Below are 11,806 nucleotides of genomic sequence, written 5' to 3'. Positions count from 1 at the left end.
ACAGATAGTCTAATTTTGATAAAATGGAAACTCAAGGAGGCAAAAATGATAGAAGAACTTATTGAAGAAGGCCAGTATCAAGTCGCATTAAGTCGTTTGACAGATATGGATGACGAGATGACTAGATATTATCGTCTTGTATGCTTGAATGCATTAGAAGATTATCAAAGATGTATGCAGGAAGGGGCCGTTGCAAAAATGCAGGCCAATAACACTTATTATGAAGTGACTGCTTTATATTTAAATGCTTTAAAAGAACTTGAAGAATATGAACAGGCAATTAATATTCTTGTTGAAGAATTATCCATGCCTTATATCCCTCAGCAGTATGAAAACTTATTCAATGCAGTTTATGATGAAATTATTCTTATGAAGCAGGAAAAGAATTACCAGCTAGAAAACAAGAGTACCATTATGTCTGCACAGGAAATTGGTCGTCTGCTTGATAGAGATGAAGTGAATGATGATTTAATTTATATGGCACTTGATCAATTACAGCAGTTAAATATCCGTATGATCATGCCTGAAGTAGGAAGATTTTTAGAAAATTCTCATAAGTCATCTTTTGCGAAGACACTTATTATGGAAATTCTGATTGATCAGCAGGTGGATGAAGAATTCACTGTAGTGAAAGGTAATGAAACATATTATTTTAATGGCTCTTATAGTCCTTTAGTATTAGAAAGAGAATGTTACACATTGATTGGTAAATCTCTTTCAAGAGTATTAGAAGATGATAATCCTACGCTTCTCTCACAATGTCTCGATTATTTGGAATATTATCTTTATACTCTCTATCCTAAAGATATTATGCCAGAAGACTGTGACCTAGTTGCAGCAACTATACATTATTATGTTGCGACTTTACAGAATATGCCAGTCGATCCATCTGATATCGAAATTGATTACAATTGCGATTTATCAGACGTAGAAAAAGAAATATTAGCACTCAAACAATTAGAGTGTTAAATTGTTGCATTGCTTGAATCTTTCATGTATAATAGCAATTGCAAATAGTAAAGGAGATTAAGAAATGAATACAGAAGTTAAAAAACTTGAGAAATCAATGGTTGAAATCAAAGCCGTTTTCGATACAGAAGAATGGGCAGCTGCTCAGGAAAAGGCTTTAAATAAGTTAGCTGGTTCAGTTAAGTTAGATGGTTTCAGAAAGGGACATGCTCCAAAGAATTTAATCAAAGCTAAGATTGGTGCTAAGGCATTAAGAGAACAGGCTGTTGAAGAAATCTTAAGCGAAAACTATGCGAAGATCTTCGTTGACAACAATGTGACTCCAGTTGCTCAGCCAACTGCAAACATTGTTAAGTCTACTGAAACTGAATTAGAAGTAACTTTCACTTGTCCAGTTAAACCTGAATTCGAATTAGGTGAATACAAAGGATTAGAAGTTAAGAAGACTCAGGTAAGAGTAACTAAGAAAGATGTTGAAGAAAGATTAAATGACTACCAGAAGCAGTTCGCTGAATTAGTAGTTAAAGAAGAAGGAACAGTTGAAGAAGGCGATACAGCTGTTATCGATTATGAAGGTTTCAAAGATGGTGTTGCTTTTGAAGGCGGAAAAGCAGAAAACTATTCACTTGAAATCGGTTCTCACTCATTCATCCCTGGATTTGAAGAAGGTCTAGTTGGTATGACTGCTGGTGAAGAAAAAGAAATCAACTTAACTTTCCCTGAAGAATATCATGCAGCTGATTTAGCAGGTGCTGAAGTAGTATTCAAGGTTAAAGTTCATGAAATCAAAGCAAAGGTTTTACCTGAAATTGATGATGAATTAGCAAAAGATGTTAACATCGAAGGTGTTGAAACATTAGAACAGTTACAGGAAAAGATTAAAGATCAGATCAGAACTATGAAGAAGGCTGAAGCTGAAAACAAGTTCAATGAAGAAGTAATTAAGGCTGTTGTTGCTAATAATACAATCGATGTACCAGATGCAATGGTTGATAGCGAAGTAATGAACATCATTAACGAAATCAACCAGAACTTATCTCAGCAGGGATTAAACATTGAATTATACACTCAGATGACTGGTAAGACAATGGATGATATCAAGGCTGATGTTAGGGATCAGGCTGAAGAAAGAGTTAAGTTAAACTTAATCCTTGATCAGATCGTTAAGGCAGAAAACATTGAAGTGACTGATGCAGAAATGGAAGATGAAATGAAAGAAATCGCTACATACTACAACATGCCACTTGAAGAAGTTAAGAAGGTTCTTGGTGGTCAGGAATATGTAGTAAAGGGTGATTTAACTCACAGAAAGGCTCTTCAGTTAATTAAAGATAATGTGAAATAAGACGCCTACGCGTCTTATTTTTTCTAAGAAAGGAGAAATAGGTTATGGAAAATTTAAATGTAACAGTTGATCTTCCTGTTATTTGTACGCGCGGTATGCTTGTATTTCCAGGACATGAATTGTCTTTAGATGTAGGACGTACATTTTCCTTAAATGCAATGGATTTGTCTGTAAGTCAGCATGATTCTAATATTGTATTAGTATCACAGATCCATCCTTTAGAAGAAGAAATCAATTTTGATATGGTTTACCACCATGCCACACTTTGTAAGATTACAAAGCGTATTAAAAAAGATAATCATGGTACTATCAAACTTACAGTAGTAGGTGAAAAGCGTGTTGAATTAGAATCACTTTATACTGAAGGTGAATGCTATTATGCAAAGGTACGCTATTTAGAAGATATCCATGGTGATCAAAATGAAGAAATTGCTTTAGTACGTAGAATTACTGAACAGATGCAGTCAATGAATGGAGCAAGTCAGCTTTTACCTAGAGAATTGATTGCAAATATTACTCAGGGCTTATCAGCAAGTGAACTTGCTGATACTATCGGTCATTATATTAACTCTGAACTTGTTGAAAGAGAAAAGATTCTTGCTGAGCCTGATGTTAATAAACGTCTTTTATTAGTTCTTGCATCTATGCAGAAAGAAAAGGCAATTAATGAAATTGAAAATTCTATCAATAATCGTGTCAAGAAGAGTATTGATGAAAACCAGAAAGAATTCTATTTAAGAGAAAAGCTTAAAGCGATTAAAGAAGAATTAGGTGATACACCTAATGGTGAGGATGAAGTTGAGAGATTCCGCTCTATGATCAAAGATAATCCTTATCCACAGAATGTTAAAGATAAGTTGACTGAAGAGTTAGCACGTTATGAAATGATGCCTTCTACTTCACCAGAAGCCAATGTCGTTCGTACTTATCTTGATTGGATGACTAAGCTTCCTTGGTTTGAAATGACTGAAGATAATCAGGATATAACTAAGGTAGAACAAATTCTTGATGAAGACCATTTTGGTTTAAAGAAACCTAAAGAAAGAATTGTAGAACAGCTTGCTGTAAAACAGATGACTCAGTCTTTAAAGGCACCTATCATCTGTTTAGTGGGTCCACCAGGTGTTGGTAAGACTTCTATTTCTAAATCTATTGCACATGCATTAGATCGTAAGTTTGTGAAGATTTCTTTAGGTGGTGTCACTGATGAATCAGAAATTAGAGGACATCGTAGAACTTATTTAGGTTCAATGCCAGGTAGAATTATTCAGGGTATGAAAAAAGCAGGTGTTATGAACCCTGTCTTCTTACTTGATGAAATTGATAAGATGGCAAGTGATTATAAGGGTGATCCTACAAGTGCGATGCTTGAAGTATTAGACCCTGAGCAGAATTCTATGTTCTCAGATAACTACATTGAAGAACCATATGATTTATCACAGGTCTTATTTATTGCGACTGCAAATGATTTAGGAGGAATTCCTGGACCACTACGTGATAGATTAGAAATCATTGAATTATCTTCATATACTGAACAAGAAAAACAGATGATTGCGAAAGATCATTTGATAAAGAAAGAACTTAAGAATCATGGTTTAACTGATGAACAGTTAACTATTACTGATGAAGCTATTATGTATATGATTAGACACTATACACGTGAAGCGGGTGTCCGTCAGCTAGAAAGACTTATTGCGGCAATCTGTAGAAAAGCAGTATTAAAGATTCTTAAAAAGACAACTGATCATGTTGTTGTAGAAGTTGGAGATTTAGAAGAATTATTAGGTAAAGCACCATTTGATCATACAAAGAAACAGCCAAAGCCTCAGGTAGGTGTTGTAACTGGTTTAGCATGGACTCAGTTTGGTGGCGATATTCTTCCAATTGAAGTGAACCACTTTAAAGGCAGCGGTAAATTTATCGTGACTGGTCAGCTTGGTGATGTCATGAAGGAATCTGCATCAATTGCTTTAGACTATTTGAAGGCTCATGCTGATAAGTATAGCTTGAAGGATATTGATTTTGATAAGCAGGATATTCATATTCATGTACCTGAAGGTGCAGTGAAGAAGGATGGACCAAGTGCTGGTGTCACTTTAACAACTGCTATTTATTCATCCTTTACACAAAAACCTGTACGTGATGATGTCGCTATGACAGGTGAAGTGACATTAACTGGTAATGTATTACCAATTGGTGGCTTAAAAGAAAAATCAATTTCAGCACATCGTTCTGGCATTCATACAATCATTATTCCTAAGGATAATGCCAAGGATATTGATGATATTCCAGAATCAGTAAGAAAAGATTTAACTATCATCACAGCAGATCATATTGATACTGTTTTAGAAAATGCGTTGGTAAAGTAGTATGTATACGATTAAAAAAGCCGAATTCATGTTATGTGCAGCCTGGCCAAGTCAATGGCCAGATGAATCATTACCTGAAGTAGTCATGGCTGGACGTTCAAATGTAGGGAAGTCAAGTTTTATTAATACAGTAACCAATGTACAGGGGCTTGCGAAAGTGAGTTCGACTCCTGGTAAGACGCGTACTCTTAATTTCTTCAATATTAATGATGAATTAAGACTTGTAGATGTGCCAGGATATGGCTATGCGAAAGTGCCAAAGAAGATGTTAGAGCAGTTCTCAGAAATGATTGACAATTACTTACGTAATAGAAAGAATCTTAGAGCGATGATTCTAATTGTAGATTATCGTCATAAACCAAAAGATGATGATGTAACAATGTATGACTATGCGAAACATTTTGGTATTCCAGTTATTGTTGTCGCAACGAAAGAAGATAAGCTTAAACGTAATGAACTTGTTAAGAATGAGAAGCTTATTAAAGAAACATTGGATTTTGATCCGAATGACCACTTTGTACGTTTTTCTAGTTTAAAGAAAAAAGGCGTCAGAGAAGTCTGGGATTGTATCTTAGAACTATGCGAAGAGAGATGATAAATCTCTCTTTTTTCTTTCTTCACAAATGTCTTGTTTTAGTATATAATGTGTCGCAAGAAGGGAGTTTTTTGATGATTAAGATTTTATTATGCTGTGCATCAGGGATGAGTACAAGCCTGCTTGTAGAAAAGATGAAAAGAGCAGCAACTAAACAGAATGTAGAAGCCAAAATTTGGGCAGTGAATGCTGAAAATACAGATTTAAAAGATGTAGAGGCTGATATTATATTTCTAGGCCCACAGGTTCGCTATGCAAAGGATGAAATTCAAGAAACTGTTGGCTCTATTCCAGTTTATATGATTGGTATGAAGGACTACGGTATGATGAATGGTGACTCAGTACTAGAACAGGCTTTAGAATATCTAGGTAAATAAGTTCATTGACTTTGGACTATGCCTTTGGTAGAATAATAGCAAGCGTTGAAGAGGAGGAGTACAGTTATTCTTCTTAAAGAGACCTCTTGGGTGGTGTGAAAGAGGAGAGTGAAGACTGGAAGGTAGCCTTGGAGCATATTTGGTGAATAAAGTAGCCAGATACGTAATACTGCGTTAAAGTAAAGAGACATACAGAGTATGTGAAATAAGGTGGTACCACGATACAGTCGTCCTTATGCACATGCTCTTTTTTATTTTCAAGGAGGAACTATGAAATACAGAACACCGATATTAGTGGCTTTTGCTCTATTTGTAATCACATTAGCTTATTTCTATTATAAAAAGAGAAAATCCATTAAAGACAAACAGATGGAAGAAGCATTACGTTTTGCAGATTTTAAAGAAGAAAACAAGCATTTTACATCAGAAAAGTTTGATGCCTGCAGTGATCAAGATTTAGTGAATCTAATTGTTGCGCGTATTGGAGATTTAGAAGATGAAGATGAAAACTTCCTAGATAAGTTAAATATGGAAGAAAAAACTGTCTATGGTATCAGTCAGTTAAATGAATGTGTAAGTACTACTAAAACTATTCGCTCTTTTTTTGAAACACCTGCCTATTCAGTATATGCGGATGAATTAGAAACTTATTTCAATAATGTCCGTGAACCACAGATTGCTGAATTAGTAAAGAGTGCAAAGAGATTAAATGAAATCATGGAAAACGGTGAAGAAGACGAAGATATGGGTGATTATTCTTCTTATAATTTCTCAGACTTCACACATGAATATATCACTATGATTGCAGGTACGGATTTCATGCCTAAACTAACTAAATATATTAGAGAACATAAAGAATCATTTATCGAGGGGGACGAACAGAATGAAGAAAGAGTTACCGACTAAATATGACCATTTAGCTGTAGAAAAAGGTAAATATCAGCAGTGGTTAGACAAGGAATATTTTAAGGCTGGTGATTTAACAAAGAAGCCTTATAGTATTGTTATTCCACCGCCAAATGTAACTGGTAAATTACATTTAGGTCATGCTTGGGATACAACTATGCAGGACATGATTATCCGTTATAAGAGAATGCAGGGGTATGATGCATTATGGTTGCCAGGTATGGACCATGCTGGACTTGCAACTCAGGCTAAGGTAGAAGCAAGACTTAGAGAACAGGGTATTTCTCGTTATGATCTAGGAAGAGAAAAACTTGTTGATAAGATCTGGGAATGGAAAGAAGAATATGCAGAAATTATTCGTGCACAGTGGGCTAAATTGGGATTATCACTTGATTATTCTAAGGAAAGATTTACTTTTGATGAAGGTTTATCAGATGCTGTTAAAGAAGTATTTGTTAGATTGTATGAAAAGGGCTTAATCTACCAGGGTGAAAAGATCATCAACTGGGACCCAGTACAAAGAACTGCTTTATCAAATATCGAAGTATATCACGAAGATATTGAAGGTCATATGTATTACTTCAATTATCATATCGTTGGTTCTGATGATATTTTAGTGATTGCCACTACACGTCCAGAAACAATGTTTGCTGATCAGGCAATCTTTGTTCATCCTGATGATGAAAGATATAAGAAATATGTTGGAATGAAGGCTATTAACCCAGCCAACGGTGATGAGTTACCAATCATGGCTGATAGCTATATTGATCTTGATTTTGGTACAGCCGTTATGAAATGTACACCAGCTCATGACCCAAATGACTTCCAGCTTGCTAAGAAGTATAATCTTCCAATGCCTAAGTGTATGAATGAAGATGGTACTATGAATGATTTAGCTGGCAAATATAAAGGTATGGACCGTTTTGAATGCCGTGAAGCTTTATTAAAGGATTTTGAAGCAGCAGGTGTTGTTGATCATATTGAAACTATTGTCCATTCAGTAGGTCACTCAGAACGTTCTCATGCGATTGTAGAACCTTATTTATCTAAGCAGTGGTTTGTCAAGATGAAGCCATTAGCTGAAAATGCATTAAAGAATCAGGAAACTGATGATAGAGTAGATTTCGTTCCAGAAAGATTTGAAAAGACATTCTCTAACTGGATGAACAACATTGAAGACTGGTGTATTTCACGTCAGGTATGGTGGGGACATCGTATTCCTGCATGGTACAACAATGAAACAGGTGAATTATATGTAGGAAGAGAAGCTCCTGAAGATATTGAAAACTGGACTCAGGATGAAGATGTTCTTGATACATGGTTCTCAAGTGCTTTATGGCCATTCTCAACTATGGGCTGGCCTAATACAGAAGATCCTATGTTTAAGAGATACTTCCCAACTGATACATTAGTAACAGGTTATGACATTATCTTCTTCTGGGTAAGTCGTATGATGTTCCAGTCTATTGAATTTACTGGTAGAAGACCTTTCAAGAATGTTTTAATTCATGGTTTAATTAGAGATGAACAGGGTCGTAAGATGTCTAAGTCTTTAGGTAATGGTGTTGACCCAATGGATGTTATTGATGAATATGGAGCTGACTCATTAAGATGGTTCTTATTAAATAACTCTTCACCAGGAGCTGATATGCGTTATGTACCAGCTAAATTAAAATCTACTTGGAACTTCATTAATAAGATCTGGAACAGTGCACGTTATGTATTAATGAACATTGATGAAGATCAGCAGTTAGAAGAATTAGATTATGCAACACTTAACTTAGCAGATAAGTGGATCTTAAATAGATTAAATGAAGTAATCAGAAGCGTTGATGAAAACATGGATAAATTCGAATTCATTAATGTTGGAACTGAATTATATCGTTTTATCTGGGATGATTTCTGTTCATGGTATATCGAATTATCTAAACTTCATTTAACTGGCGATGATGAAGTTGCTAAGAAATCTGCATTAAATACATTAGTATATGTATTAAATACTATTGTTAGATTATTACACCCAATCATGCCATTCGTAACTGAAGAAATCTATCAGGCTATCCCACATAACGAAGAATCTATCGTTATTTCTAAGTGGCCAGAAGTAAATCCAGAATACGATAATGATACAATCAATGATCAGTTTGCTTACCTAATTGATATTATCAAGGGCGTAAGAGAAATCAGACATACTTATGTAATCAAGAATAGCATTGAAGTCGATTATACTATTACTACTAAGCAGGATGATCTTGAAGCATTATTAAAGGAAATTGCACCTTATGTCAGTAAATTAGTCAATGCAACTTGTGTTGGCTATAATGTACCAGCAAGCAAGAATAATGCGACTGAAGTTATCAAGGGTGGTAATACACTTAATATTGACTTAGGTCAGTATATTGATATGGAAGCTGAAAAAGCAAAGGTTGAAAAGGAAATCAAGAAGCTTGAAGGTGAAATCAAGCGTGGTGAAGGTATGTTATCTAACCCTAATTTCACATCTAAAGCACCTGCTGCAAAAGTTGAAGCAGAAAAAGCAAAACTTGAAGATTATCGTTCTAAATATGCTGCAGCAAAAGAAAAACTTGCAAAAATGAATTAATTCAAATCCCCATTTATTTGGGGATTTTTTTAGTAATTAGACATTTTTTTGAGTATAGATAAAGTAGAGGGGGCAGAAAGGAGCAAATATGTACGAATTATCTAGAGAAAGACAAGAGCAGATCACTGGTGGAAGTGCATTGACTTATATAGTATATGCACTTTTAGGTATTGCAGGAGTTAAGTTATTGAGAGCATCACGTGGATATCTTAGATTTGGTCGTATAATAATGATGAAATAGAAAAAATGTTGAGTAAATAGATAATATATGGCGTATAGATATAGTGAGGGAGCAGAAAGGAGTAAATATGTACGAGTTATCCGTAGAAAGACAGGAGCAGATCAGTGGTGGAAGTGCGTTGACTTATATAGTGTATGCACTTTTAGGTATTGCAGGATTAAGATTACTTAGATCAGCTAAAGGTCGTCTCAGATTAGGTCGTCTTATTACATTAGAATGGGGAAATTAGGAAGAGAAGGGTGCGAAATGCACCCTTATTTGTAAGGAAGGTGAAATATGTTGAATACGAGTGAAGTTAGTTCAATACAGTCTTACAATAATGAGTTAAAGGTGAGACTGAATCTAAATAAGTTTGAATTTGTAGTTAATGGGGCAAGCACGCAAAGAACTGATAAAATAGAAAGAATCAAGCATTTAGAAAGACGTTTGTATAAAGAAAAAATCAGTCTTTTAAGAAAACAAGATAATTCAAATAACAGTAAAAAGAATCAGGAAAGGATACAAAAAATACTTAATAGGATTGATAATATCTACTCTGATTATATTAATAAGTGTATTAGTGAAATAGTGAAAAGCTGTCCAACTTGTGTTGTGGTAGAGGAATTGAAGATATCTAATAATACAACTGTATCTAGAAAGAATGTTGAATTCAAAAAGAAACTAAAAAGAAAATGTAGAATCTATGGAATTATGCTGAGATTACAGAGAAGAAATTTAAATTAATAGCTTATATGATATATTAATCGGTTGAATGCTTTGTATTTACTAATCCAAAAGGAATAATCAATTATTTAGGGAGGGAAATATTTGTGATCAAGGGACTTGAACAGTCTTCTCAACCTAGAGAAAAAGCACTCTTGAATGGTATTGAATCTTTAACAGATGAAGAGCTTCTTGCGTTATTATTAAGAACTGGCAGCAAAGAACAGTCGGTTTTAGATTTATCCTATGCAATACTAAGAGAAATACATGGAATGAATGGATTTCACACTATTACGTTTTCTAAATTATTATCTTTTAAAGGAATTAATAAAGCCAAGGCCATAGGAATTATGGCAGCATTAGAATTCTCTAAGAGAATTAATATTCATACAAATATAAATGAAGTGTATGATAATCCAGCGAAAGTCTATTATCATTTAGAAACGAAGATGTCTTGTTTATCACAGGAACATTTTCTCATTATGATTTTAGATAATCATAATCGTTTAATTGCTGAAAAAACATTATTTATAGGTAGTGTTAATATGTCCATAGTATCAGCAAGAGAAATATTTAGAGAAGCCCTCGCTTTTAATGGTGTCAGTATCATCTGTGTTCATAATCATCCTTCAGGTGATGCGCATCCATCAAGTGAGGATATTAGTATGACACAGAAGCTGGTAGATTTAGGAAAGATGATGAATGTGGATATTATAGATCATATTATTATTGGTAGAAAGCAATATTATAGCTTTAAGGCAGAGAAGGTCTATTCTTCAATCTTATAACTGTTTTTCCTTATGATTGCATTTTTCAAAAAGAGATATTATAATGTATTCACCGAGGTGATGTCATTGTATAAAAAGAAGAAAAACAAGCATACAAGAAGGATGATCATCATTACTATAGTATTGATTATTACATCTGTTTATGCTCTTGTTTCAGGTATTACTGAATTACCGTTTTCAAGTGTATTTCAGGATACAGTTGCGAATGCTGAATATTATATTGTTAAGGCACCAATAAAGTATGTAAAGAATGTCTTTACTGAGTATCATGATCTAAAGCTTGTTTATCGTGAAAATAAGAAATTAAAGCGTTCTCTTGACAATTATGCAAGTGAGCTTGCAATGAATGAAGTATTATCAAATGAATTGTCAGAAATGAAGAAAATCACAAATATTGAATCTTTACCTACTGACTATAAAGTGAAATATACAACAATTATTGAAAGAGATGCTGAATCATGGAGTAACCAGGTGAAGATTGACATGGGAAGTAATTCTCAGATCAAAAAAGGAATGGCTGTGATTACTTCTAAAGGAATGATTGGGACAGTTACTAAAGTAGGTACTATCTCTTCTACTGTGACATTGCTTTGTTCAGAAAATAACAGTATTCAGCTTCCTGTAATGATTGTGGATGGTGATAATACATATTATGGTTTATTAAATAGCTATAATGTAAAATCTGGAACTTATAAAGTTTCTTTATTATCTACAGTGGATAAGATTCAAAAGGGATTAAATGTAACTACTAGTGGATTAGGAGGAAAAGGAAAGTCTCCTAGAGGTATCTTAGTAGGCAAAGTGGTAGGATTTAATGCTGGCAATGATGCGAGTGGTAAATATATTACTGTAAAGCCATCTGTAAACTATGATAAATTAAACTATGTAGCAGTTGTGCAGAGGGTTAATTAA

At 34.2% G+C, this 11,806-nt stretch carries 12 protein-coding genes and 1 other annotated feature; all 12 genes read left to right on the top strand.

Annotation, left to right across the window (positions count from 1 at the left end):
• Window positions 1-45: 45 nt before the first annotated feature.
• The 12 genes from QZQ55_RS01075 (at window position 46) to mreC (ending at window position 11,806) form a co-directional block, all read left to right on the top strand.
• A complete protein-coding gene (locus QZQ55_RS01075; protein WP_295088822.1) occupies window positions 46-969 on the top strand; it encodes a hypothetical protein in 924 nt (307 codons plus the stop codon).
• Window positions 970-1,033: 64 nt separating this feature from the next.
• A complete protein-coding gene (gene tig / locus QZQ55_RS01070; protein ID WP_295088819.1) occupies window positions 1,034-2,314 on the top strand; it encodes a trigger factor in 1,281 nt (426 codons plus the stop codon).
• A gap of 44 nt (window positions 2,315-2,358) precedes the next feature.
• Entirely contained in the window at window positions 2,359-4,683 is a 2,325-nt protein-coding gene (gene lon, locus QZQ55_RS01065) for an endopeptidase La (RefSeq protein WP_295088816.1), read from the top strand.
• A 1-nt stretch (window position 4,684) separates the two neighbouring features.
• Window positions 4,685-5,278: a ribosome biogenesis GTP-binding protein YihA/YsxC gene (gene yihA, locus QZQ55_RS01060; protein WP_295088814.1), complete on the top strand. Its 594-nt coding sequence runs from the start codon at window positions 4,685-4,687 to the stop codon at window positions 5,276-5,278.
• Window positions 5,279-5,352: 74 nt separating this feature from the next.
• Window positions 5,353-5,655, top strand: a complete 303-nt coding sequence (locus QZQ55_RS01055) for a PTS sugar transporter subunit IIB (protein ID WP_295088812.1) — start codon at window positions 5,353-5,355, stop codon at window positions 5,653-5,655.
• A gap of 36 nt (window positions 5,656-5,691) precedes the next feature.
• Window positions 5,692-5,893, top strand: a binding site (T-box leader).
• Window positions 5,894-5,925: 32 nt separating this feature from the next.
• Window positions 5,926-6,561 carry a hypothetical protein gene (locus tag QZQ55_RS01050; RefSeq protein ID WP_295088810.1) on the top strand — a complete coding sequence of 212 codons (636 nt, stop codon included), beginning with the start codon at window positions 5,926-5,928 and terminating at the stop codon, window positions 6,559-6,561.
• On the top strand, window positions 6,539-9,163 hold the full coding sequence (locus QZQ55_RS01045) for a valine--tRNA ligase (RefSeq protein WP_295088807.1): 2,625 nt from the start codon (window positions 6,539-6,541) through the stop codon (window positions 9,161-9,163). Before QZQ55_RS01050 ends, QZQ55_RS01045 begins: the two co-directional genes overlap by 23 nt.
• A gap of 88 nt (window positions 9,164-9,251) precedes the next feature.
• Window positions 9,252-9,404 (top strand): hypothetical protein, encoded by a 153-nt coding sequence (locus QZQ55_RS01040; RefSeq protein ID WP_295088804.1) that lies wholly within the window; start codon window positions 9,252-9,254, stop codon window positions 9,402-9,404.
• A 67-nt stretch (window positions 9,405-9,471) separates the two neighbouring features.
• A complete protein-coding gene (locus QZQ55_RS01035) occupies window positions 9,472-9,633 on the top strand; it encodes a hypothetical protein (RefSeq protein ID WP_295088800.1) in 162 nt (53 codons plus the stop codon).
• A gap of 47 nt (window positions 9,634-9,680) precedes the next feature.
• The gene (locus tag QZQ55_RS01030; RefSeq protein ID WP_295088797.1) at window positions 9,681-10,127 is read left to right on the top strand and encodes a transposase; all 447 of its coding nucleotides are present in this window, start codon (window positions 9,681-9,683) and stop codon (window positions 10,125-10,127) included.
• Between the two features lie 86 nt (window positions 10,128-10,213).
• Window positions 10,214-10,894, top strand: coding sequence for a DNA repair protein RadC (radC, locus tag QZQ55_RS01025; protein ID WP_295088794.1), 681 nt, complete (start codon window positions 10,214-10,216; stop codon window positions 10,892-10,894).
• Window positions 10,895-10,954: 60 nt separating this feature from the next.
• Window positions 10,955-11,806: a rod shape-determining protein MreC gene (gene mreC, locus QZQ55_RS01020; protein WP_295088790.1), complete on the top strand. Its 852-nt coding sequence runs from the start codon at window positions 10,955-10,957 to the stop codon at window positions 11,804-11,806.

This window comes from uncultured Catenibacterium sp. (assembly GCF_900540665.1).
GTDB lineage: Bacteria > Bacillota_I > Bacilli_A > Erysipelotrichales > Coprobacillaceae > Catenibacterium.
Note: the sequence above shows the minus strand (reverse complement) of the source record. Positions and strands in the feature narration are given on the sequence as shown.

Excerpts from the sequence above, each read along its gene's own strand:
- yihA (WP_295088814.1), top strand. The coding sequence starts at position 4,685 with ATGTATACGATTAAAAAAGCCGAATTCATGTTATGTGCAGCCTGGCCA.
- QZQ55_RS01055 (WP_295088812.1), top strand. The coding sequence starts at position 5,353 with ATGATTAAGATTTTATTATGCTGTGCATCAGGGATGAGTACAAGCCTG.
- mreC (WP_295088790.1), top strand. The coding sequence starts at position 10,955 with ATGTCATTGTATAAAAAGAAGAAAAACAAGCATACAAGAAGGATGATC.
- QZQ55_RS01030 (WP_295088797.1), top strand. The coding sequence starts at position 9,681 with ATGTTGAATACGAGTGAAGTTAGTTCAATACAGTCTTACAATAATGAG.
- lon (WP_295088816.1), top strand. The coding sequence starts at position 2,359 with ATGGAAAATTTAAATGTAACAGTTGATCTTCCTGTTATTTGTACGCGC.
- QZQ55_RS01045 (WP_295088807.1), top strand. The coding sequence starts at position 6,539 with ATGAAGAAAGAGTTACCGACTAAATATGACCATTTAGCTGTAGAAAAA.
- QZQ55_RS01035 (WP_295088800.1), top strand. The coding sequence starts at position 9,472 with ATGTACGAGTTATCCGTAGAAAGACAGGAGCAGATCAGTGGTGGAAGT.
- tig (WP_295088819.1), top strand. The coding sequence starts at position 1,034 with ATGAATACAGAAGTTAAAAAACTTGAGAAATCAATGGTTGAAATCAAA.
- QZQ55_RS01050 (WP_295088810.1), top strand. The coding sequence starts at position 5,926 with ATGAAATACAGAACACCGATATTAGTGGCTTTTGCTCTATTTGTAATC.
- QZQ55_RS01040 (WP_295088804.1), top strand. The coding sequence starts at position 9,252 with ATGTACGAATTATCTAGAGAAAGACAAGAGCAGATCACTGGTGGAAGT.
- QZQ55_RS01075 (WP_295088822.1), top strand. The coding sequence starts at position 46 with ATGATAGAAGAACTTATTGAAGAAGGCCAGTATCAAGTCGCATTAAGT.